The sequence below is a fragment of the Streptococcus sp. HF-2466 genome, from assembly GCF_015594645.1.
GTDB classification, from domain to species: domain Bacteria; phylum Bacillota; class Bacilli; order Lactobacillales; family Streptococcaceae; genus Streptococcus; species Streptococcus anginosus.
Window position 1 is genome coordinate 289830 of sequence record NZ_JADNQU010000001.1, and the last position, 23078, is coordinate 312907.

At 39.4% G+C, this 23078-nt stretch carries 20 protein-coding genes; 6 read left to right on the forward strand and 14 right to left on the reverse strand.

Translation table 11 applies throughout. From position 1 onward, the window contains the following. Window positions 1-75: 75 nt before the first annotated feature. From thiI to IYQ91_RS01505, 5 genes are all read right to left on the reverse strand, one after another. Window positions 76-1290: a tRNA uracil 4-sulfurtransferase ThiI gene (gene thiI, locus IYQ91_RS01485; protein WP_195672856.1), complete on the reverse strand. Its 1215-nt coding sequence runs from the start codon at window positions 1288-1290 to the stop codon at window positions 76-78. 3 nt (window positions 1291-1293) lie between these two features. Further along, window positions 1294-2436: a cysteine desulfurase family protein gene (locus tag IYQ91_RS01490; RefSeq protein WP_195672996.1), complete on the reverse strand. Its 1143-nt coding sequence runs from the start codon at window positions 2434-2436 to the stop codon at window positions 1294-1296. Between the two features lie 112 nt (window positions 2437-2548). Then, entirely contained in the window at window positions 2549-4468 is a 1920-nt protein-coding gene (locus IYQ91_RS01495; RefSeq protein WP_195672857.1) for a fructose-1,6-bisphosphatase, read from the reverse strand. A 35-nt stretch (window positions 4469-4503) separates the two neighbouring features. Beyond that, the gene (locus tag IYQ91_RS01500) at window positions 4504-5328 is read right to left on the reverse strand and encodes a pyruvate, water dikinase regulatory protein (protein WP_195672858.1); all 825 of its coding nucleotides are present in this window, start codon (window positions 5326-5328) and stop codon (window positions 4504-4506) included. Between the two features lie 13 nt (window positions 5329-5341). Next, window positions 5342-5971 carry a CBS domain-containing protein gene (locus tag IYQ91_RS01505; protein ID WP_195672859.1) on the reverse strand — a complete coding sequence of 210 codons (630 nt, stop codon included), beginning with the start codon at window positions 5969-5971 and terminating at the stop codon, window positions 5342-5344. A gap of 176 nt (window positions 5972-6147) precedes the next feature. Here IYQ91_RS01505 and ppdK point away from each other — a divergent pair, with 176 nt between their 5' ends. Both ppdK and IYQ91_RS01515 read left to right on the forward strand, forming a co-directional pair. After that, on the forward strand, window positions 6148-8757 hold the full coding sequence (ppdK, locus tag IYQ91_RS01510) for a pyruvate, phosphate dikinase (RefSeq protein WP_195672860.1): 2610 nt from the start codon (window positions 6148-6150) through the stop codon (window positions 8755-8757). 198 nt (window positions 8758-8955) lie between these two features. Next, the gene (locus IYQ91_RS01515) at window positions 8956-9384 is read left to right on the forward strand and encodes a DUF6556 family protein (RefSeq protein WP_003032874.1); all 429 of its coding nucleotides are present in this window, start codon (window positions 8956-8958) and stop codon (window positions 9382-9384) included. Window positions 9385-9626: 242 nt separating this feature from the next. Here IYQ91_RS01515 and IYQ91_RS01520 read toward each other — a convergent pair whose 3' ends face one another. The 7 genes from IYQ91_RS01520 to lepA all read right to left on the reverse strand — a co-directional run bounded on the left by IYQ91_RS01520 (window position 9627) and on the right by lepA (window position 17181). After that, window positions 9627-10697 (reverse strand): ABC transporter substrate-binding protein, encoded by a 1071-nt coding sequence (locus IYQ91_RS01520; protein ID WP_195672861.1) that lies wholly within the window; start codon window positions 10695-10697, stop codon window positions 9627-9629. Then, window positions 10694-11467: an ABC transporter permease gene (locus IYQ91_RS01525; protein ID WP_022525953.1), complete on the reverse strand. Its 774-nt coding sequence runs from the start codon at window positions 11465-11467 to the stop codon at window positions 10694-10696. Before IYQ91_RS01525 ends, IYQ91_RS01520 begins: the two co-directional genes overlap by 4 nt. Beyond that, complete coding sequence (locus IYQ91_RS01530) at window positions 11464-12270, reverse strand: ABC transporter permease (protein ID WP_024051800.1); 807 nt, start codon at window positions 12268-12270, stop codon at window positions 11464-11466. Before IYQ91_RS01530 ends, IYQ91_RS01525 begins: the two co-directional genes overlap by 4 nt. Next, on the reverse strand, window positions 12251-13408 hold the full coding sequence (locus IYQ91_RS01535) for an ABC transporter ATP-binding protein (protein ID WP_195672862.1): 1158 nt from the start codon (window positions 13406-13408) through the stop codon (window positions 12251-12253). The genes IYQ91_RS01530 and IYQ91_RS01535 overlap by 20 nt, the downstream gene beginning before the upstream one ends. Before the next feature lie 98 nt (window positions 13409-13506). Next, on the reverse strand, window positions 13507-14409 hold the full coding sequence (gene murB, locus IYQ91_RS01540; RefSeq protein ID WP_195672863.1) for a UDP-N-acetylmuramate dehydrogenase: 903 nt from the start codon (window positions 14407-14409) through the stop codon (window positions 13507-13509). A 194-nt stretch (window positions 14410-14603) separates the two neighbouring features. Beyond that, window positions 14604-15248 carry a hypothetical protein gene (locus tag IYQ91_RS01545; protein WP_195672864.1) on the reverse strand — a complete coding sequence of 215 codons (645 nt, stop codon included), beginning with the start codon at window positions 15246-15248 and terminating at the stop codon, window positions 14604-14606. Between the two features lie 109 nt (window positions 15249-15357). Further along, the gene (gene lepA / locus IYQ91_RS01550) at window positions 15358-17181 is read right to left on the reverse strand and encodes a translation elongation factor 4 (protein ID WP_195672865.1); all 1824 of its coding nucleotides are present in this window, start codon (window positions 17179-17181) and stop codon (window positions 15358-15360) included. 136 nt (window positions 17182-17317) lie between these two features. On the opposite strand from lepA, the gene IYQ91_RS01555 reads away from it, so the two are divergent. Both IYQ91_RS01555 and pepT read left to right on the forward strand, forming a co-directional pair. Next, window positions 17318-18133, forward strand: coding sequence for a Cof-type HAD-IIB family hydrolase (locus tag IYQ91_RS01555; RefSeq protein ID WP_195672866.1), 816 nt, complete (start codon window positions 17318-17320; stop codon window positions 18131-18133). 133 nt (window positions 18134-18266) lie between these two features. Continuing rightward, window positions 18267-19490: a peptidase T gene (pepT, locus tag IYQ91_RS01560; protein ID WP_195672867.1), complete on the forward strand. Its 1224-nt coding sequence runs from the start codon at window positions 18267-18269 to the stop codon at window positions 19488-19490. Window positions 19491-19548: 58 nt separating this feature from the next. On the opposite strand, the gene IYQ91_RS01565 is transcribed toward pepT, so the two are convergent. Both IYQ91_RS01565 and udk read right to left on the reverse strand, forming a co-directional pair. Next, the gene (locus IYQ91_RS01565) at window positions 19549-20229 is read right to left on the reverse strand and encodes a YoaK family protein (protein WP_195672997.1); all 681 of its coding nucleotides are present in this window, start codon (window positions 20227-20229) and stop codon (window positions 19549-19551) included. Window positions 20230-20268: 39 nt separating this feature from the next. Continuing rightward, complete coding sequence (udk, locus tag IYQ91_RS01570) at window positions 20269-20904, reverse strand: uridine kinase (protein WP_049513421.1); 636 nt, start codon at window positions 20902-20904, stop codon at window positions 20269-20271. 104 nt (window positions 20905-21008) lie between these two features. On the opposite strand from udk, the gene IYQ91_RS01575 reads away from it, so the two are divergent. Together IYQ91_RS01575 and IYQ91_RS01580 are read left to right on the forward strand one after the other, a co-directional pair. Next, the gene (locus IYQ91_RS01575; protein WP_195672868.1) at window positions 21009-21998 is read left to right on the forward strand and encodes a Gfo/Idh/MocA family protein; all 990 of its coding nucleotides are present in this window, start codon (window positions 21009-21011) and stop codon (window positions 21996-21998) included. Beyond that, entirely contained in the window at window positions 21985-23070 is a 1086-nt protein-coding gene (locus IYQ91_RS01580) for a DEAD/DEAH box helicase (protein ID WP_192876132.1), read from the forward strand. Before IYQ91_RS01575 ends, IYQ91_RS01580 begins: the two co-directional genes overlap by 14 nt. Window positions 23071-23078 lie beyond the last annotated feature (8 nt).

Sequence of the window (23078 nt, forward strand, 5' to 3'; positions counted from 1 at the left end):
AAAGACTAACTCAGTAGCTTTTAGTAATTTTTAATAATTTCCCAGAATAACTTCCAATCTCAAAATCCGTTCTTATTACAACAAGCCCTCAATCATTTCATCCACCTCGTCTGTTTCTGCTTCTGGTGTAATTTCAGTAATGATGATACCAGCAACAGCACGTTCCACTAAAGCATCCACATCCATACGTGCTTCGTATTGCTCTGCATTTTTTATCTTTGGATTGGTTTTCGGACGATCTGGGGCAAAAATGGTACAGCAATCTTCAAAGGGCTGAATTGAGATATTAAAGGTATCAATCTTTTCAGCAATGTCAATGATTTCCAGCTTATCCATGGTCACAACTGGGCGAATAATGGGAGTGTTGGTGACAGCATTAATCGCTTGCATGCTTTCTAGCGTTTGGCTGGCAACTTGACCAAGGCTTTCTCCGTTGATGATAACGAGCCCACCGCGTTCTTCACGAATGCGATCCGTGATCCGCATCATAAAACGACGAGTTAAGGTCATCAGATAAGCTTCTGGTGCTTTCGCTTTGATTTCTTCTTGAATTTCCGTAAATGGCACTTCAATAAATTGAATATTGCCACCAAATTTGGTTAATTTGCGCGTCAAATCTTGCGCCTTTTTGAGAGCACCGGGACTTGTATAAGGGGGGCTAGCAAAATGCACCGCTTCAATATCCACCCCGCGTTTTAGAGCTAGATAGCCTGCAACGGGTGAATCAATCCCACCTGACAACATCAGCATGCCTTTTCCAGATGTTCCGACAGGAAGACCGCCTGCTCCACGAATCGTTTCATAGGACAGATAGGCTGCTTCTTCGCGGATTTCTACTTGCAGTGTAATATCTGGCGCTTTCATCTTGACTTGAACATGTGGAATCGCATCAAAGACTGCATTTCCCAAGGTCTGGTTCAATTCACGACTATCCAATTCAAAATTGTGGTCACTGCGTTTGCTGGCAATCTTGAAAGTCATCCCCTCTTTATAAATTTCTTTCATAATTGTCTGCACCGCTTCAACCAAAGCAGGAACTGATTTTTCAATCTTATAAGACGGAGAGAAATTTTGAATCCCAAAAATTTGTTTAAGCGATTCTGCAACAGGTTGATAGTCCGTTCCGTGAAGATAGACATGTGCACGATCTCGGTCTGCTTTCACATGCACATCTGGGTAAACAGAGAGGACTGCTTGCATATTGCGTTTCAATTTGTTAATAAAACGCATGCGATTTTTTCCTTTGGTTGAAAGCTCGCCGTAACGAACCATAATTTCTGAATATTGCATTGTTTACCTTACTTTTCTAGTTTTTTCATAAATGAGTTTAAACGTTGTCAGGAATTGCTCAATCTGACTCATGTCATTATCGGCATCCAGACTAATTCGCACAGCCGTTTGAGCTAGGAATTTTTCAACACTCATAGCTATTAAGGTTCCAGCTGGTTTGCCAGCTTTAGAGGAACAAGCACTCGTAGTAGATATATAAATGTCATACTCTTCAAAAGCATGAACCACTACTTCACCTCGTACACCTTTAATCCCGAAAGTCAAGATATGGGGCGCAAACTCATCTATTCCTGAAAAAATCGTCACATCAGGGTATTTCGCTAGCTCTTCTAGGATAATCTCTTTCATTTTTGCGGTTCGTGTGGTGAAAGTTTTCAGATTTCCCATAGACAAGCGCAAGGCTTTTGCAGTTGCTGCAATACCCGCCAAATTTTCAGTCGTAGAACGCTTGTCTGATTCTTGACCGCCACCATTCAACAGCGGACTGATTTTCTTACCAGACTTGATATAGACAAAACCAACACCCCGTAAGCCATGAAATTTATGACTGGAAAATGTTGCAAAGTCTACGCGATCAGTTAAATAATTTTCCGTTGGAATCTTGGCCATGGCTTGAACCGCATCCACATGAAAAGAAATAGTTGGCTTGTCCGCTAAAAGTTCTGAAATAGCTGCAATTGGTTGAACAGAGCCGATTTCATTGTTGACCGCCATAACTGAAATTAAAGTCGTATCCGATCGGATAAGGGTAGCTAATTTTTCAACATCTACAAAACCTTTTTTATCAACAGGCGCAAAGTCCACTTCAAAGCCTTGCTGCATCAGCCAGAGAGCGGATTCTTTCACTGCTGGATGCTCAATAGCAGACACAATGATATGCTTGCCATAACGCGCTTTTTCAAAAGCCACACCCTTGATAACCCAATTATCGCCTTCCGTCCCGCCAGACGTAAAGAAAATCTCTTGAGAGGATTTACCGAGAAGCTCCGCAATTTGCCTGCGAGATGCATCTAACAAGCGGGTTGCCTGATTGCCCAAACTGTGGAGACTAGAAGGATTTCCCCAAATTTTAGAAGCAACTTCTGTATAGGTAGCCAAAGCCTCTGGGTAAGGCTTGGTTGTTGCTGAATTGTCAAAATAAATCATCTTAAACCTCTCCATTTCAATACTCCTATTGTAACACGAAAAAGAAATGGGGACAACAGCAAAACTTGAAATGAAAAGGCCCTCCAAGTTTTGGCTTGGAGAGCCGTAAAGGTTAATCATAAAATTCATGCAAGAGAGCAGATAGTTCCTGTTGTTGTTCGATGAGGCTTTGCCCGATTGTCGTTGATTTTATCAAAGTTCGCTCACGGACATGCTCAATCACTTTCTTCAAGGATGAGAGATCCACAGCCTTCTCAATCATTTTTTGCACATTTTGAAAAGGTTGGTGTGTGACAATTTGAAAACCATATGAATTATTGAGCAAGGAGTAACCAGCAATACCCGTTTTCTTTTGGTAGGCTTCACACAACCCACCGTCAATGACAAATAACATGCCTTCTCCTCGGATTGGAGATTCGCCTTTCAATGTTTTTACAGGTGTATGCCCATTTACAATCCTAGAATCTTCAGAAAAGAGACCGAATTCTTCCAAAATCAACTTGCAAATCTTAGCAGAATTCCGATAGGAGAAATAGGGATTTTCCTTTTCAACGTGCGTTTCCTTGTCCTCAATAAAATAACGCTCTAAGGTGGTCATCTTGTCCTTGCCAAACAAGGGAGATAGTTTTCCATTCCAACAGTACCAGATAAGATCCGTTGAGAAATCGTCTTGAATCTCTGGATTTTTAGAACTTTCTCGAATGTGGTATTCAAAAAAGTCGAGCAATTCTTTACCAGCATAGCGAATTTCATTGATCTGCAAAGGTTGAAAATCTCCAGACTCTTCCAAAGGAATGCAACCATGAAAAAGGAGATGACTGTTATAAATTTTATACATGGAGCCCTTGTTCATCAAAAAAGAAATGTGGTTCTTGAGCTGAATAGAATGCTGGAATGAATCCAGCAAAGTAGCAACCACTTCTTCTTCCTCATCTGTCAGCTGATCTGGCTGTTGAGGATTGATTGTTTGAAAGCAAGTATTAGCTAAAAAATGCTTCTTTTCTTCAACTAGAATACTCTCTTCCCAGTAATCAATCTTATCAAGAGTAAGATGTTGAGCCATATCAAACTCCGGTCGCCTTTTAATCAGTTGATTTTCCAATTTAAACTGAATGATTGCTAGTGCTTGGTGAACCTTTTCCAGCTGGAGGATTTCTTTAGGAGAATAGCTATCGCTTCTTTTTCCTAATTTTGGTTTGAACTTTGCATTTTCAGAATAAGTCTTTTCGGCAAAAAGAACGAGCGGTCTTAGATTGAGACCATAAGCTCTCTCAATATCGTAAAGATAGCCATATCTAGCAGCTATTCGCAAGAGAATAAGCAAGCATTCTTTTGATCCGAAGAAAGCCCCCATCCAGATAATATCGTGATTGCCCCACTGAATATCAACAGAATGATAAGCCATGATTTCATTCATTACTTTATCTGCGGCTGCCCCTCGGTCAAAAATATCGCCGACTATATGAAGATGATCAATGATTAACTGCCGAATTACTTTTGCTAATGCCGAAATAAACTGACTTGCTTCACCTAAATCAATCAAATAGTTCTGAATCGTTTCAAAATAAATATTGCTATCCGGCAGATTTCTATCAGTGTAAAGCAATTCTTCAATAATGTAAGCATATTGTGGCGGCAAGGCTTTCCTTACTTTAGAGCGTGTGTATTTGGCTGCTACAAAAGCTAGCAAAGTCAACAGATTTTGAATGATTTCTCCATACCATCTTTTATCTTTCAAAGGATAAAGGAACCCATCGCTCAAAACTTCCTGAGGATACGCAATTAGTAAGGTCAGCTTGTCTTTTTCCTCTTTTGATAATTTCTCTCCAAAGCAGTCATTGATTTTTTCGTTCAGGTTTCCTGCACAGGTTCTCAAGATATAGTCAAAAGCCTCAAACTCACCATGAATATCACTAAGGTATAACTCGGTTCCCTTTGGTAAATTTAAAATGGCTTCCAGATTGATTAACTCTGTAATGACTTTTTGCTTGGAATCAAACTCTTTTAATAAAATTCGTTTGTATTGTTCCATTCGTTCACCTCGTTTAAATACAGCACCTTAGGGCTTTAATACTTATTTGAAGACAGAGATTTCAAATGTTCTTCAATAATGCAAGCCGTTTCTTCAATAGATTTATCTGTCATATTGATAACATGTGCTTGATATTTTTGAAATACTTTTTTAGAATAGTCCAATTCTTCATAAATTTTTTCAATATCTGTATAGCTTGTAGTTTGTGTCAAACCAAGCGCATCCAAGCGATTACTTCTCACTTTTGCTAATTTATCTGGGTCACACACCAAGCCAATCATTCTTCTTCTATCTACTTTATCCAAGATTTGCGGTAGCGGAACTTCAGGAATCAGGGGAAGATTGGATACTTTGTAGCCTTTATTGGCTAAATAGATGCTAAGCGGAGTCTTGGAAGTCCGAGAAACCCCTAAGATCACAATGTCTGACTCCAAAAATCCTTGCGGATTCTTGCCGTCGTCATATTTAACAGCAAATTCAATAGCAGAGATTTTATTGAAATATTCCGTGTCCAAACGGTGCAGGACTCCCGGAACTTCAATCGGTTGAGTACCTGTTTTTTCCTTGATAATCTCAAAAAACGGATTCATCAAATCCAAATAAGATAAATGATTGACCCTGCTAAATTCTCTAGCTGTTGCAGCTAAATGGCTATCTACCAACGTGCTGATAACAACTGCGTCATCTTTGATAGCATCCTGCAAAATATCCAACAATTCAGATTCTTTATTGATAAAAGGAAACCGATAGCTATTATTAAAAATCAAATCTGGGTATTGAGCCATAACGGCTGACAGTAATTTTTGGGATGTTCCTCCCAAAGAATCAGAAATAGCGTAAATAGTAATCTCTTGTTTCATGAAAACTCCTTTTTTATCTATTCACTTCTGCATTTCTAGCTTCTTGGATAATAAAGTCCAACAAAGCTGACTTCGTAATTGTTCCGATAATATGACCTTCATTTTGCTCCTCCACAACAGGCAATGAATCAATGGCGAAGTCCTGCAAAAGTGCAGCTGCTTCAAGAATATTCAAATCCTTATGGCAAGTCTTAATATGTGGCATTCTGGTCATGCAAACGGCTACTGGGGTCACATCAATATTGGTATTGAGGGCGGCCCTTAACAAATCCTTTCGTGATAAAATGCCTAGCAGCTGCTTCTTTTCATCTATCACATAGAGAACATCTGAATCATACATAAATAAAGTAATAATGGCATCTTGAATAAACGAATCGTGTGCCACCAATACGGGGGAGGTCATCACATCCTCTACTTTCTTCTGAAATGTATCAAAGAAAAAGAGCGTTTCCAAATCCGAACCAGCATAGGTGTAGCCAACTTTCGGACTTGCTTTTAAAATCCCCACTAAGGTTAGAAAGGATAAATCTGAGCGCAAAGTTGCCCTAGACACATCTAGCAGTTCTGAGATTTTTTCACCGCTAACCGGTTGATCTTTCTTTACAATCTCAACGATCTCTTTTTGTCGTTTTGTTAATTTCAACTGTTACTCCTTTTCCAATATCAATTTCAAATCATCATTATGTGTCATATTATAACAAATATAACTCGTTTGTCAACGATTTATGATTGGTTTTTTCAGTTGACAAACATATATGATGTATATTACAATGTATTTGTCTTTTATTATGACACATATTTAATAAATTGGAGGCAAAAATGGATAAATGGATTTATTCTTTTGAAGAAGGACGCGCTGAAGACAAGGCGCTACTAGGTGGTAAGGGTGCCAATTTGGCAGAAATGACCCATTTGGGGCTACCTGTACCTGAGGGATTTACGATTACAACTCAAAGTTGTCTACGTTATTTAGAAACTCCTTCCTTTTTCGAATCTATTTTAAAAGAGGAAGTTTTGAAAGCGGTTACTAAACTAGAAACCAAAACAAATAAATTTTTCATGGGGAATGAACCCTCACTACTACTGGTTTCTGTCCGTAGCGGAGCTAAAATTTCTATGCCTGGTATGATGGACACGATTCTCAATCTTGGACTAAATGACTTGCGTGTTCAGACTTTAGCAGATGCGACAAATGCCAATTTCGCTTACAATTGTTATCGGCGTTTATTGCAGATGTTTGCTGATGTCGTTTACGGCATCCCCAAAGAAGAATTCGACCAATGTTTAGAAAAAACCGAAAAACAATTGAATAAGAAGGTCAATGACTTTTCAAAAGAAGAACACCAATCACTTATTCAACAATATAAAGAAGTCTATCAGGAACACTATCAAAATTTCCCACAAAGCCCTAAAGAGCAACTTTACGCTGCTATCAAAGCGGTATTCAAATCATGGAACAACCCACGCGCTAAAGTTTACCGCGAATTGAACCAAATTCCCCACGACTTAGGAACGGCTGTCAATGTTCAGAGTATGGTGTTTGGCAATAGCGATCAAAAAAGTGGCACAGGCGTTGTTTTCACCAGAAATCCTGCTACTGGTGAACCTCATCTGTTTGGGGAATTTCTCCTCAATGCCCAAGGAGAAGATGTCGTAGCTGGTATTCGGACTCCAGAACCGATTGACTCTCTTAAACGAATCTTACCACAGGCCTATGAAGATTTTTGCAACTACGCCAAGATTCTTGAAAAACACTACAAAGATATGCAGGATATTGAATTTACCATTGAAAAAGAAAAGCTTTATATTCTGCAAACGCGAAACGGAAAACGGACGGCTAAAGCAAGCTTAAAAATTGCTTTGGATTTAGTGAACGAAAAAATGATTTCAAAGCAAGAAGCTCTCCTACGAGTCAGTCCTTCTACCATTGACCAACTGATTCACCCTGTTTTTGAAGAAAAAGCTTTAACATCAGCTCATCACTTAACTCAGGGACTTCCTGCTAGTCCAGGTGCCGCAACAGGAGAAATTGTCTTTACTGCCGAGCGCGCCAAAGAATTTCATGCACTTGGAAAGAAAGTGATTTTGGTTCGCCAAGAAACTTCTCCCGAAGACATTGAAGGAATGGTAGTTAGTCAAGCAATCGTGACCAGTCACGGTGGCATGACTTCTCATGCAGCTGTTGTAGCTCGTGGCATGGGCACTTGTTGTGTCGCAGGATGCGGAGAATTATCTATCAATGAAGACGGAAAAACACTTGTATGCGGTAAGGTAACCTTAAAAGAGGGAGACATCCTTTCTGTAGATGGCACTTCCGGCAAACTCTACATTGGAAGCATTCCAACCACTATGATTGATAATAATGACGAATTACAGATGTTCCTTTCTTGGGCAGATGAAATGGCTCAACTGAGCGTTCGTGCAAATGCAGAAACGATTCAAGACTTAAAAACAGCTATTCAATTTGGTGCCAAGGGAATTGGTCTGGCTCGTACAGAGCACATGTTCTTTGGTGAGGAACGGATTTTAGAAATGCGCAGATTGATTTTATCAACGAATGAAATCGAAACTAAGTCTGCTTTAATGACACTTTTAGCTTTCCAAGAAGAAGATTTCTATCAGATGTATCAAACCATTCAAGATAAACCGATGATTGTCCGTTTACTAGATCCGCCTATGCACGAATTTTTGCCAAGAACACAACAGGAAATTGAGCAATTAGCCGGGAAATTGCAAGTACCTCTTGATACACTAACGCGGAAAATCACTTCTCTACAAGAAACGAACCCAATGCTGGGACATCGTGGTTGCCGCTTGGGAATTACACAGCCTGAAATTTATAAAATGCAGGTAGAAGCCATTTTTAATAGTGCTATAAGACTAGCAAAAGAAGGCATGATCATTAAACCAGAAATCATGATTCCTTTAATCGCAGAAAAGGCGGAGTTGGTTTCAATCAAAACATCTCTTTGTCAGCATATTGATAACATTTTCAAGAAACATCACATGCAGCCATTCCCTTATGAAATCGGTACAATGATTGAACTGCCACGCGCTTGTTTCATCGCAGATCAATTAGCCGAGGAAGCAGACTTCTTTAGTTTTGGTACCAATGACTTGACACAAATGACCTATGGTTTTTCTCGTGATGATATTGGAAAATTTATCCAGCATTACAAAGAGGAAGAAATCATGTCATTCGATCCATTCCAAACCATTGACCGAGCTGGAGTGGGCGAGCTCATGAAAATAGCTATTTCTAAAGCTCGTCAAGTGAAGCCAGAACTTCCAATTGGCATTTGCGGTGAAGTCGGAGGAGATCCTGCTTCTATTCCTTTCTTCCAAGAGATTGGCATTACTTATGTTTCTTGCTCACCTTATCGCGTTCCTGCTGCACGATTAGCTGTTGCGCAAGCACATCTTTCCTAGTTCCTTCCTTATAAGTGAATCAGCTCTTTCTATCTGCTAACAGGACAGACAAGGATGGAGCTGATTTTTTGTAAAAGGTAATTTTTTCAATCAATTTTCAATCGCTTTATATGAAATTTTCAACATTTTGAATTTTTTTAAGACAATTTTAAATAAAGAGGGTATAATGAAGATGAGAAAGGAGATTATCAACTCACAATGGAAAATTATTCTCGGAAAAACAAAACGGCAAATGCAAAAGAAGAAAAAACGCCTACTCGTCATCATATCAAAAAAGGACTTTCTGCTTTTCAGAAGACCCTTGCTACGATTGGGAGTATTCTTGGGATTATCACTGCAACAATTACAATCTTGACTTTCATGAACAATAATAAATCTGATACCAAGACAAAAAGTAGCCAGACGACACAAACAACTATTATCAAAGAAATTCAGAAAGAAACAACAACAGACGGGGCTAAATCTAGCGACACAACAGCTGCAAGTCAAGGCGAGACAGAAACGAGTAGCGCTAGTTCTGACACCACGCAGTCTAGTAATACATCAAGCGATACTAGCTCTAGTCAGACAAGCAGCACAACGACTGACAACGACACAAATACAACTACTTCAAGCTCTAGCAATTAAAAAAGCGGAAGCGAGACAACCAATCAGACAATGTCTGGGAGTTGCTCAACTTCCGTTATTTTTTATATTTAATTTTATACTCTCAATGAAAATCAAAAAGTCTGAATAAGATTCACTGCGTGAATCCTGTCCTACGACTCCAACTGGCTTCCAGAAGGTTTTTGATGGAAACCTCGGTTTCTTTATCCGCAGCCTTTAACAGTCCGGTGGCTAACAAGGCTCGAAACAATTTTCACGGAGCATTATTTCCGATACATTTTCACTTGAAGATACAAGTCATTATAAATTCCTAGCCACTTAGCACCGAGTTGTTGATAAACTTCTAAGTGCTTCAGAGTTTCCTCATCTGGGTAAAAGGCTTTGTCTTCTTGGATTTCTTTTGGCAGCATCGCCTTAGCAGGCATGTTAGGCGTTGAGTAGCCAACATACAAAGCATTTTTATAGGCATTTTCAGGTCTTAACATAAAGTTAATAAATTGATAAGCAGCTTTTTTATTTTTGACGGTTTTTGGAATAACGATATTGTCAAACCAAAGATTGCTGGCTTCTGTTGGGACAACATAGCGAAGCTTGTCATTCTTTTCCAACATTTGCCGTGCTTCACCTGAAAAACTAACGCCAATCGCCGCATTGTTTTGAATCATATAGCCTTTCATTTCGTCTGCTACAATTGCTTTGATATTCGGTGTCAACGTATAAAGCTTATCAACTGCTTCTTGTAATTGCTTAGTATTTTTAGAATTGAGGCTATAACCTAAAGCATTTAACCCAACACCCATTACCTCGCGCGCTCCATCAATCATCATGATAGAGTTTTTATATTCAGGTCGCCACAAATCACTCCAATGCTTAGGAGCTGTTTTGACTAATTCTGTGTTGTAGACAATCCCAAGCGTTCCCCAAAAGTAAGGAATAGAGTATTGATTTTTAGGATCAAATGATTGATTTAAAAATCGTTTTCCAATATTTTCTAGCCCTTTAATCTGAGAATGATCCAATTTTTCAAGCAAGTGTTCCGACATCATTTTAGAAATCATGTATTCACTAGGAATGGCAATATCGTAAGTTGTCCCGCCTTGCTTAATCTTGGTGTACATGGATTCGTTGGAATCAAAAGTTTCATATTGGACTTGGACACCCGTTTCCTTGGTGAACTTCGTCAGCAACTCTGGATCAATATAGTCTCCCCAATTGTAGATGACCAATTTGTCACCAGAGCCACTTTTTGTCCGACTTTCAATGTGATAACTCACTCCCCAGAGAACAAGGATAATGGCAACAATGCCCATTAAAAATGAATAGAGCTTTTTCATACCGCATCCTCCTTCTCACGAGAAATAAAGTAATAGCCAATCACTAAAAGAATACTAAACAGAAATACCAAAGCAGAAAGAGCATTGATTTCTAGCGAAATTCCTTGCCGAGCCCGCGAGTAAATTTCAACAGATAAGGTTGAGAAGCCATTTCCTGTCACAAAGAAAGTCACTGCAAAATCATCCAAGGAATAGGTAAAAGCCATAAAATACCCTGCAATAATGGCTGGTGTCAAATAGGGCAACATGATTTCTTTTAACATCTGAACTTGGCTTGCCCCTAAATCATAGGCTGCCTTAATCATGTCATCATTCATCTCTTTTAGCCGTGGCAATATCATCAAGACGACGATAGGAATTGAAAAGGCAATATGACTCGCCAAAACGGATAGAAAACCTAATTGAAATTTGATAGTTGTAAAAAGAATTAAGAAACTTGCCCCAATCATGACATCTGGCGCCACCATGAGGATATTATTAACCGATAAAAAGGCATCTTGGTATTTCTTTTTGGCTTGATAAATATAAATGGCACCAAACGTTCCGATTGCTGTGGCAATCAAAGAAGACAAAAAAGCCAGAAAAAAGGTTTGTGCCAAAATGAGCATCAAGCGAGTATCACTGAACATATTTTGAAAATGCGTCAGACTAAAGCCTGTAAACTTGCTCATATCATCGCCAGCATTAAACGCATAGCCAATCAAATAAAAAATCGGCAAATAAAGAATTAAGAAGACGACTGTTAAATAAATACTAGCAGTTTTTTTCATCGTTCTCCCCTTTCTTTCGTTGCCCACATGATAACGAGCATGGCTACAATCAAGACAACACCAATGGTTGAGCCCATGCCCCAATTTTGTGTAGTCAGAAAGTGCTGCTCAATGGCTGTACCTAGCGTAATAACGCGATTGCCACCGATCAAACGCGTCAGCATAAAAAGACTGAGACTGGGAATAAAGACAGACTGCACACCACTTCTCACGCCATTCATAGATAAAGGAAAAACGACACGACGGAAGGTTTCCCAACGATTGGCACCAAGGTCATAGCTAGCATTGATCAGATTTTGATCCATATCCTCTAAAACATTAAAAATCGGCAATATCATAAAGGGCAGCTCAATATAGCTGGCTACAAAAATAAAAGAGAAATCTGTAAACAGGATTTGTTGAGCACCTATCCCAATAAAACTTAAAAATTGATTGACAGAGCCATTTTGTCCGAAAATCCCAATAAAAGCATAAGCTTTGAGAAGCAGATTGACCCAGGTCGGCAAGATGATGAGCATCAACCAAAGCTGTCTGTGCTTTAGTTGCGTCAATAAAAATGCAGTTGGGTAACTGATTACTAAAGTGACAACTGTGATAATCCCCGCATATAAAACAGAGTTCAAACTCATTTTGAGATAAGTCAGATTTTGCGAAGTGAAGTAAGTCTTGTAGTTTTCAAGGGTGAAATGACCTTCGATATTGAAAAACGACTGCCAAACAATCATGGCAACAGGTGCCAATACAAATAATAAAATCCAAAGAATATAAGGAGCAACAAAAAGATTAGAGGTTGTTTTCTTCATCGCGCTCCTCCTCAATGGCATTGATTAAGCCAGCCTCTTGCTCTTCCATTTCCACATATTCTTCAATCCGAGCATCGAACTCTTCCTCTGTTTCATTAAGCCGCATGATATGAATGTCTTCTGGTTCAAAGTCCAGCCCAATCTCTTCTCCGACAATGGCCTTGCGAGTCGAATGAATCATCCACTCATTGCCCAATTCATCATAAGCGATAATCTCATAATGCACGCCACGGAAAAGCTGCGTGTCAACCTTAACTTGCAGTTTTCCTTCTTCCGGGAGCGTAATTTGTAAATCTTCTGGACGAATGACCACTTCCACCTGCTCATTAGGACGCATCCCTCCATCCACTGCTTCGAATTGCTTGCCATTGAACTCAACCAAATAGTCCTCAATCATCTTTCCTGGAAGAATATTAGATTCGCCGATAAAGGTCGCTACAAAGTGATTGATAGGTTCGTCATATATATCAACAGGTGTTCCCGACTGGACAATCTCTCCCTCATTCATCACAAAAATCCAGTCGCTCATGGCCAGAGCTTCTTCTTGGTCGTGGGTGACAAAAACAAAAGTAATCCCTAAACGCTGCTGCAATTCACGTAATTCATACTGCATGTCTGTTCGCAACTTCAAATCCAGTGCAGATAAAGGCTCGTCCAGCAAAACAACCCGCGGTTCATTGACAATAGCACGCGCAATAGCTACTCGTTGGCGTTGTCCACCGGACAATTTGCGAATAGAGCGTTTCTCAAAACCATCCAAACGCACCATTTTCAGGACTTCTGCAACCCGTCGCTCTATTTCCTGTTTTTCAACTTTACGCAAACGCAACGGAAATGCCACATTTTCAAAAACAGTCATGTGCGGAAAAAGGGCATAGGACTGAAACACCGTATGCACATCACGTTTGTTGGTCGGAATATCGTTGATTCGGACGCCGTCAAGAAAAACATCACCGCTGGACGCATCCAACAAGCCAGCGATGATATTTAGAATGGTTGATTTTCCTGATCCAGAAGCACCTAAAAGAGTGTAAAACTTCCCTTCTTCTAATTCAAAATTGATGTCTTTTAAGACGACTGTATTATTATCCTCAAAAACTTTTGATACGTTTTTAAATTCAATGATTGGTTTGTTCAATTGCCATAAATTCCTTCTTTTTCATAGATTGACAAATTTAAGTCTTGTCTTGACTGATTTTCTTGGAGAATGTTATCAAATTGTACTAAACTATACTTTTATTTCTCACCGATTATTCGGACTTCTCTCTCCAAAGTCACACCTGAATGAGCTTTCACTGTTTCAATCACATGTGCAATCAAATTTTCATAATCAGCAGCAGTTCCGTTATCAACATTAACCATAAAGCCAGCATGCTTTGTCGAAACTTCCACCCCACCAATGCGATAACCTTTTAAATTTGCCTCGCTAATCAATTGCCCTGCAAAATGTCCCACCGGACGTTTAAAAACAGAGCCACAAGAAGGGTACTCTAAAGGCTGCTTTAATTGACGAAGATGTGTCAAACGTTCCATTTCTTGACGAATCACACGGTGCATACCTGGTGCTAAGGCAAACTTGGCAGAAATCACCACATCACCTGTCTGTTGAACATATGAACGGCGATAACCAAATTTCATATCTTGTGCACTAATATTTTTGATTTCTCCATCACGTGTCAGCACCTTACAAGAAAGTAAAATATGGGCAATTTCGCCACCATAGGCTCCGGCATTCATAAAGACAGCACCGCCAATACTCCCCGGAATCCCACAGGCAAACTCAAAACCTGTCAGACTGTGATAAAGCGCAACATGGGTCGTCTCAATCAGATTGGCACCTGCTTCTGCTTCAATGGTGTAGCCATCCACTGCAACACCATTTAATTTATCAAACATAATCACAAAACCACGAATACCACCATCACGAACGATGATATTACTAGCATTTCCTAGTACCATCCAAGGAATCTGCTCCCGATTAGCAAATTTTACCACTCGTGCCAATTCATAACGATTTCGCGGAAAAACCAAGTAATCCGCAGCTCCACCTACTTTGGTATAAGTGTATTGTTTCAAAGGTTCATCAAAACGGATATCAATTCCGTTTAATTCTGATTTTAACATTTCTAAAGTTGACATTTTCTCTCTCTCTTAAACAAAACTCAATCTATTATACCAAATTTAGCAAATATTTACGATAGATTGAAGAAAAATATTCTTTCAAAAAAGCCCCAAATAATGACAGAACCCTTTCTTATAGCTTTCCAGACTATTTAAAAAGTGGATTGAAATCGCGATGCTTGTAAAATCACAATTTGAACTCCACTTTCCTTTTAAATTTTTGTTTTTTCTTTACTCAAACTCCATGTCTTTTCAATATAAGGAGGAAGCTTTATTAGGGTTTCTCGATTGCCTTCAAGTGCAATAAGATAAACTTTCTCGTCCTTTTTGAAAATCCAACTAACCAGATACTGCCCTGATTTCATGATGATATTTACTTGATAGGCTTCGTTACCTGCAACTGCTCCTTTTGAGCCCCAAACTCTATTTACATTTTTATTGTTTTGCCAATTGTAGTAAATGCGATTAGCAATCGTTTGTGCCGTAAATTCTTCTCCTTCTTTGATGTTGGCTTTTTCTTTCGTATAGGCATTCATGGTCACAATATTATAGGCAGAACCATCTGTATATTGAATACTATCGCCACCATTTACATCAGTAAACTTCACCCACTTTTTAGGAATATCAATATAACCGTAATCATCCGAACCAACACGTTGCATTTCTTCCATCTTCACATCTTTTTTCGTAGCATTTGATGAACTTGAGCTACTGCTTTCTTTTGCAGATACTTTACTTGACGAAGATGACTGTTGTGATGATTTTGGTTTATTCCCTCCGCTTGAACTACATGCCTCTAGTGTAAAGATAAGGAGTACTGCTAAAAATAAAATCAGCCAGCTCTTTTTCTTCTTCATAACCAATTCCTTCTATATTTTTATTTCAGCATATTTATTTGAAGTTCACAACTATTTTACGGCACAAGAAAAGCGAGCATTCCACTCTCTTTATAGCTTTGGTACAATATCACTCATCATCCATGCTGAGGACGCTGAGGAACGCTTCTTGTGGCACTTCAACAGATCCGATGGCTTTCATCCGCTTCTTACCAGCCTTTTGTTTTTCCAAGAGCTTACGTTTACGGGAAACATCTCCACCATAACATTTTGCCAAGACATTCTTGCGCAAAGCTTTGATATCTGTCCGTGCCACAATTTTCTGACCAATTGCTGCCTGAATCGGCACTTCAAATTGCTGACGCGGAATAATTTTCTTTAATTTTTCAACAATCAATTTTCCGCGTTCATAGGCAAATTCCTTGTGAACAATGAAGCTAAGAGCATCTACTTTGTCACCATTAAGGAGAATATCCATTTTAACGAGACTCGACTTTCGGTATTCTGAGATTTCATAGTCAAAGCTAGCATAACCACGAGTTGAGGATTTTAGTTTGTCAAAGAAATCAAAGACAATTTCTGCCAACGGGATTTGGTAGATGACATTGACTCGATTTTCATCGATATAGTTCATAGTCACAAAGTCACCGCGTTTACGCTGAGCCAATTCCATCACCGCTCCGACAAATTCCTGCGGCACCATAATCTGTGCTTTGACATAAGGCTCTTCAATGGAATCAATCTTGGTCGGTTCTGGAAATTCGCTCGGATTGGAAACATCAAGGGATTCGCCGTCTGTCATATTAACCTTGTAGATAACCGACGGTGCCGTCATAATCAAGTCAATATTAAACTCTCTCTCCAAACGTTCCTGAATCACATCCATGTGGAGCAAACCGAGGAAACCACAACGGAAGCCAAAACCTAAAGCTTGAGAAGTTTCGGGTTCAAATTGAAGACTAGCATCATTAAGCTGAAGTTTTTCCAAAGCTTCCCGCAAATCATTATATTTATTGGACTCAATCGGATAAAGTCCAGCAAAAACCATCGGGTTCATCTGCTTGTAGCCATGAAGTGGTTCATCTGCTGGATTGTCCGCTAAGGTCACCGTATCTCCGACCCGAGTATCCTGCACCGTCTTGATAGAGGCTGCGATATAGCCAACATCCCCTGTTGCAAGAAAATCTCGTCCAACAGCTTTTGGAGTAAAAATACCCACTTCAGTTACATCAAAAGTCTTGCCATTACTCATGAGCTGAATGGTATCACCTGGCTTCACAACTCCGTCCATCACGCGCACTTGCAGAATAACTCCACGATAAGCATCATAAACCGAGTCAAAAATAAGGGCTTTGAGTGGTGCAGTCACATCTCCTGTCGGCGCAGGAACTTTCTCCACGATTTGCTCTAGGATCTCTTCAATCCCGATACCAGCTTTAGCCGAAGCCAACACAGCTTCACTTGCGTCCAAACCAATGACATCTTCAATCTCAGTCCGAACTCGCTCTGGGTCAGCAGCAGGCAGATCAATTTTATTGATAACAGGTAGGATTTCTAGATCATTATCCAAAGCCAGATAGACATTGGCTAAAGTTTGTGCCTCAATACCTTGAGCAGCATCAACCACCAAAACAGCCCCTTCACAGGCTGCCAATGATCGCGATACTTCATAAGTAAAGTCCACATGCCCTGGTGTATCAATCAAATGAAAAATATAAGTTTCACCGTTCTTAGCTCTATAATTGAGTTCAATCGCATTGAGCTTAATAGTAATACCCCGCTCCCTTTCCAAATCCATACTATCTAAAAGTTGAGCTTGCATTTCTCGGCTGGATACAGTATCCGTTGCTTCCAAAATTCTATCTGCCAAAGTCGACTTACCGTGGTCAATATGCGCAATAATGGAGAAATTCCGAATCTTCTCCTGCCGCTTTTTTAATTCATCTACATTCATCTTTCTCTTCCTTTTCGGGTATTTTATTTATTATAACATAAGAAAGGTGACTTTTACCAGTCTTGAAAAGGCATGCCATATTCCGTTTCATTTGTGCTATAATAAAAATAAATACATTTACAGAAACGAGAATGCTATGATTAAACTAATCGCATTAGACATGGACGGCACGCTTTTAAATAGTCAAAAAGAAATTCCCCAAGCACATATTCAAGCTATTCATCAAGCTGTCGAACATGGAGTAAAGCTGGTTCTTTGTACAGGTCGCCCTCTAGTCGGGGTGAAACCTTATTATGAACAATTAGGACTGAGTGGAGATAATGAATATGTCATTATCAATAACGGCTGCTCCACTCATCAAACAAAGGATTGGAAGCTTGTTGCTTGGAAAGAGTTGAGTGTGGAAAACATTCTTTACTTGGATAAAATTTCCAAGCAAACTCCTGCCCAGTTGACTCTTTTTGATGAAGAACGTTATTTAGTAGTAGACGAAAAGCCGAGTGAGCTAGTCACCTATGACGCAAGCCTTGTCTTTACAACCCCCACAGAAATCAGTCTCGAAGAAGCTATCAGCGGCAAAAATATTATATTTCAAGCTATGTTTTTAGCCCAGCCTGATGAATTAGATACCTTTGAAAAACAATTTGCAAGCCAGATTTGCCAGCATTTCAGCGGCGTTCGTTCCCAACCAGTCATTTACGAAGCTATGCCCAAAGGCACTACTAAAGCAACAGCTCTTAAGCAATTAGCTCAACATTTAGAGATTAAACCTCAAGAAATTATGGCACTTGGTGATGCTAACAACGACATTGAAATGCTAGAGTTTGCAGGTCTTGGCGTGGCTATGGGCAATTCTAGCGACTATGTTAAAAAACTAGCCAATTATGTGACAGATACCAATGATGAGAACGGTGTCGCCACAGCTATTGAAAAGTTTATTTTTAATAACTGATAGAATGAATCATGAGCTTCTTTTCAAGTTCATGATTTTTATTGAAATATATTGTCATTCTTTCACTATTTGTAAATAGCCTTCCCTCTCAAAATATGATACACTAATTACATCTATGCAAAAAGGAGAAGTTATGAACTACCCTACTCTTTTAGAACGTTTTTTGACTTATGTAAAAGTAAATACGCGTTCAGATGAACATTCTACGACAACACCAAGCACACAAAGCCAAGTAGATTTCGCCAATAACGTCCTCATTCCTGAGATGAAACGCGTTGGTTTGGAAAATGTATATTATTTACCAAATGGCTACGCTATCGGTACTCTTCCTGCAAATGACCCAAGTTTCACACACAAGATTGGTCTCATTTCCCACATGGACACCGCAGATTTCAACGCAGAAGGTGTCAATCCACAAATTATTGAAAATTATGATGGTGAAGTGATTCCGCTTGGGCAGTCTGGTTTTAATCTTGACCCTGCTGATTTTGCTAGTTTGAAAAAATACAAGGGACAAACCTTGATTACAACTGATGGAACAACCCTTCTCGGCTCTGATGATAAATCAGGTATTGCTGAAATCATGACAGCGATTGAGTATCTAACAGCTCATCCTGACATCAAGCACTGTGAAATTCGAGTTGGCTTTGGTCCAGATGAAGAAATCGGTATCGGAGCTGACAAGTTTGATGCGGCAGATTTCGATGTGGATTTTGCTTATACAGTTGACGGTGGACCGCTCGGTGAACTTCAATTTGAAACCTTTAGCGCAGCCGCAGCTGACATTACTTTCCAAGGACGCAATGTCCACCCAGGTACTGCCAAAGGACAAATGATTAACGCTCTGCAATTAGCCATTGACTTTCATAATCAATTGCCAGACGGTGCTCGCCCAGAGCTGACAGACGGCTACGAGGGCTTCTACCACCTTATGAATGTAGAAGGAACTGTTGAAGAAGCAAAAGCAAGTTATATCATTCGTGACTTCGACACAGCAACTTTTGAGCAACGCAAAGAACTGATGCGCTCTATTGCCGATAAGATGAATGCAACGCTTGGAGGCGAACGTGTTCAGTTAGAACTTAAAGATCAATACTACAATATGCGTCAAGTCATTGAAAAAGACATGACACCTATCAATATTGCAAAGGCTGTTATGGAAAAATTGGACATCAAACCGATTATCGAACCTATTCGTGGCGGAACAGACGGCTCAAAGATTTCCTTTATGGGCATTCCGACACCAAATATCTTTGCCGGCGGTGAAAATATGCATGGACGCTTTGAATATGTCAGTCTGCAAACAATGGAACGCGCTGTTGATACCATTATTGGTATCGTTTCTTACAAAGACTAACATTCCATAACTCTATCAAAAACTGCAACTCTCATCAAAGCTGAGTTGCAGTTTTAATTTATCTTCTGCGAATGTATTGCACCATTCTAAAAGTTAAAAATGCTAGTAAAATAATAGCTACGAGCCAGATTGTTTTCAACAAATAAAATTGTATCAAATAAGTGGAAACAATCGCTCCTGTCACAAAACTTCCTAATAAAGCAACGAAGAAAATGCCTTCTGCTAAGCAAGTTTTTTCTTTTGTCCGCACATAAGTACCAAAAACTACCATTGTTTTTTTGATATTGCCTGTCATAAAAGAATTATTGTAGACAATGCCGTCCACTTCACCAAAAGCTGTTGCCACCAACCCCATACAAAAACCAATCGGCGGAACAATGAAAAGATTGGACACGGTTGCTGGTAGAAATCCTGTAAGCCCACAAACCAAAATCAGTGGAAGAATGCTGGATAAGCGCCATAAAGAATTTTCAAAGTTATTTTTGAAAATGGTTAACACAAAAATGCCTAGCATAAAAGCCAGCATCGTTGCCAACTTCACTTCTATTTCTCCTGTCTCATGATGAATCAATTCAACTGACAAGAAAACAACGTTTCCTGTTTGGCCCGCAACCAATGTCCCGCCTCTTTCAATAAATGTATAAGCATCAATAAATCCCGCACAAAAAGTCAGCAGACAGGCAAAAAATTTCGAGCGTGAATGAAATTCTCTTTTTCTTTTTACATTATTTATCATCATCACCTAAAAAGTCTAGCACTCCCTCACTAGACTTCCTTTCTATTGCTCTCTTGCTTCCTGCAAGATTTTTTCAATTTTCGTTGTAATCAAATCAATCGCTACTGTATTAGAAGCTCCTTCTGGAATAATCACATCCGCATAGCGCTTCGTAGGCTCAATAAATTGATGATACATAGGTTTTACCACACCTAGATATTGCTCAATGACACTGTCTAAACTACGTCCACGCTCATCCATATCTCGCTTAATCCGACGAATGATTCGAACATCATCATCTGTATCAACAAAAATCTTAATGTCCATTAAATCACGTAAGCGTTTGTCCTCTAAAACCAGAATTCCTTCTACAATAAAGACATCCTGTGGGTCTTGACGATAGGTTTTATCACTGCGTGTATGAGCTGTATAGTCATACGTCGGAATATCTACCGGACGTCCTGCCAATAATTCCTTGATTTGCGCAATCATCAAATCTGTATCAAAAGCAAAAGGATGGTCATAGTTGGTCTTAATCCGCTCTTCAAACGTCAAATGTGACTGATCCTTATAATAAGAATCATGCTCAATCATAGAAATCTTTTCATTTGGAAAATTTGACAGAATGGCTCTTGAAACACTCGTCTTACCACCACCAGATCCACCAGTCACGCCAATAATAATCGGTCTATTTTGCATTATTCACTCCATTTTTTATCATCTTATCTATTTTACAACAAATCATGATATAATGAAAGAGGTAAATCAAAATAAATGACAAGATAAAAAATAAGGAGAAAACGATGTTAAAACTCGGAACGATTGGAACTGGAGACATTGTTCACCAATTTGTCAAGGCTGCTCATTCGACAAAAGAGTACCAATTGACTACAGTATATTCACGGACGATACATGCTGCTCAAACATTTGCCAGTCATTATGAAAATGTAGATTGCTACACAGATATGGCTGATTTTTTAACTAGTGATGTAGACATTATTTATATTGCAAGCCCCAACTCTCTGCATTTCCCACAAGTAAAAGCTGCCGTTTTAGCAGGCAAACATGTGATTGTGGAAAAGCCTGCTGTCTCACGCCCAGAAGAATGGGCTGAATTGGTAGCATTAGCTCAAGAACAACATGTGTACATTTTTGAAGCGGCTCGAAACTATCATGAGCAATCATTTGACGTCATTTCAGAGTTTCTCAAAAACAAAACCATTCTTGGAGCGCATTTCACCTATGCGAAGTATTCTTCCAAAATGCCAAACTTGCTAGCTGGAAAAGAACCAAATGTCTTTTCGGCGAAATTTTCAGGCGGTGCTCTAATGGACTTAGGCATTTATCCTGTCTATGCAGCCATACGACTTTTTGGAGCACCAGAAAATGCCTGTTACACCGCTCAGCAATTACCAAATACTGTCGATCTAAATGGAGTAGGAAGCTTAATCTATCCAGAATTTCAAGTGACTATCCAAACCGGAAAAAATATCAATAGTTTTTTCCCTGCTGAAATTTATACAACAGACGGTACACTGACCTTAAATTCGATTGAATTCATCACTTCGGCTGTTTTTCAAGATTTAAATAAAGAGAAAAAGACTCTTGAAATTGCGTGCTCTTCTCACACCATGGCTGAAGAAGCCAAACAATTCGCTCAAGTATTGAGCGGTGAGATAAAACAAGAAATTTACCAAAACTGGCTAGACGCTGCTGCTGCCGTGCATAAAACTCTGTTTAGCATGCGACAAGATGCTGGTATTAGATTTGAGGCTGATCATGACAACAACTAATTTCCCTCAAAGTTGGCAAAACCAACTTACCAAACTTGGCTTTGAGTATTTAACTCCCATTCAAGAACAACTCTTTCAACCTATTACAGACGGTGAAAATGTCCTTGGGATAAGCCCTACCGGAACTGGAAAAACACTTGCCTATCTTTTTCCTAGTCTTCTAAAACTAAAGCCTAAGAAATCCCAGCAATTACTTATCTTGGCTCCCAATACTGAGCTAGCTGGACAAATTTTCGACGTCACCAAAACATGGGCTGAACTACTTGGCTTAACAGCTCAGCTCTTTCTATCTGGCTCCAGCCAAAAACGACAAATTGAACGGTTAAAAAAAGGCCCTGAAATTCTCATCGGGACGCCAGGACGCATTTTTGAATTGATTAAACTAAAAAAAATCAAAATGATGACTGTCGATACGATCATTCTGGATGAATTTGATCAACTGCTTAGCGATTCGCAATATCATTTTGTTCAGCAGATCCTTCACTATGTACCACGTGAACATCAATTGATTTACATGAGTGCGACTGCTAAGTTTGACCAAGACAAGCTTGCTGAAAATACTCTCCAAATCAAACTGGAAGATCAACATCTTGACAATATTCAACATTTTTATATGCAAGTTAAACAGCGCGACAAAGTTGAATATTTGCGAAAGCTCGCTCATGTCTCAGAATTTCGCGCCCTTGTCTTTTTCAATGCCCTCTCAGACTTAGGAAATGCTGAGGAAAAACTACAATATCGTCACATTCAAGCTGTGTCTCTGGCAAGTGATGTCAATGTCAAATTCCGCAAAGTCATCTTGGAGCAATTTAAAAACGACGAACTCACACTCTTACTTGCTACTGACTTGGTAGCTAGAGGAATTGACATTGATTCTCTCGAATGTGTCATCAACTATGACCTGCCTCGCGATTTTGAAACCTATACCCACCGCGCCGGACGAACCGGTCGTATGGGCAAAGAGGGCTATGTCATTACATTCATCAGCCACCCAGAAGAATTAAAAACACTAAAAAAATATGCCCACGTTCAAGAAATTATCTTAAAAAATCGTGAACTCTATGTGAAATAAAAAGAGTA

Bases quoted from the DNA above. Each gene is read 5' to 3' on its own strand.
- thiI (WP_195672856.1), bottom strand. From the start codon at position 1,290: ATGCAATATTCAGAAATTATGGTTCGTTACGGCGAGCTTTCAACCAAA.
- IYQ91_RS01490 (WP_195672996.1), bottom strand. From the start codon at position 2,436: ATGATTTATTTTGACAATTCAGCAACAACCAAGCCTTACCCAGAGGCT.
- IYQ91_RS01495 (WP_195672857.1), bottom strand. From the start codon at position 4,468: ATGGAACAATACAAACGAATTTTATTAAAAGAGTTTGATTCCAAGCAA.
- IYQ91_RS01500 (WP_195672858.1), bottom strand. From the start codon at position 5,328: ATGAAACAAGAGATTACTATTTACGCTATTTCTGATTCTTTGGGAGGA.
- ppdK (WP_195672860.1), top strand. From the start codon at position 6,148: ATGGATAAATGGATTTATTCTTTTGAAGAAGGACGCGCTGAAGACAAG.
- IYQ91_RS01515 (WP_003032874.1), top strand. From the start codon at position 8,956: ATGGAAAATTATTCTCGGAAAAACAAAACGGCAAATGCAAAAGAAGAA.
- IYQ91_RS01520 (WP_195672861.1), bottom strand. From the start codon at position 10,697: ATGAAAAAGCTCTATTCATTTTTAATGGGCATTGTTGCCATTATCCTT.
- IYQ91_RS01525 (WP_022525953.1), bottom strand. From the start codon at position 11,467: ATGAAAAAAACTGCTAGTATTTATTTAACAGTCGTCTTCTTAATTCTT.
- IYQ91_RS01530 (WP_024051800.1), bottom strand. From the start codon at position 12,270: ATGAAGAAAACAACCTCTAATCTTTTTGTTGCTCCTTATATTCTTTGG.
- murB (WP_195672863.1), bottom strand. From the start codon at position 14,409: ATGTCAACTTTAGAAATGTTAAAATCAGAATTAAACGGAATTGATATC.
- IYQ91_RS01545 (WP_195672864.1), bottom strand. From the start codon at position 15,248: ATGAAGAAGAAAAAGAGCTGGCTGATTTTATTTTTAGCAGTACTCCTT.
- lepA (WP_195672865.1), bottom strand. From the start codon at position 17,181: ATGAATGTAGATGAATTAAAAAAGCGGCAGGAGAAGATTCGGAATTTC.
- IYQ91_RS01555 (WP_195672866.1), top strand. From the start codon at position 17,318: ATGATTAAACTAATCGCATTAGACATGGACGGCACGCTTTTAAATAGT.
- pepT (WP_195672867.1), top strand. From the start codon at position 18,267: ATGAACTACCCTACTCTTTTAGAACGTTTTTTGACTTATGTAAAAGTA.
- IYQ91_RS01565 (WP_195672997.1), bottom strand. From the start codon at position 20,229: ATGATGATAAATAATGTAAAAAGAAAAAGAGAATTTCATTCACGCTCG.
- udk (WP_049513421.1), bottom strand. From the start codon at position 20,904: ATGCAAAATAGACCGATTATTATTGGCGTGACTGGTGGATCTGGTGGT.
- IYQ91_RS01575 (WP_195672868.1), top strand. From the start codon at position 21,009: ATGTTAAAACTCGGAACGATTGGAACTGGAGACATTGTTCACCAATTT.
- IYQ91_RS01580 (WP_192876132.1), top strand. From the start codon at position 21,985: ATGACAACAACTAATTTCCCTCAAAGTTGGCAAAACCAACTTACCAAA.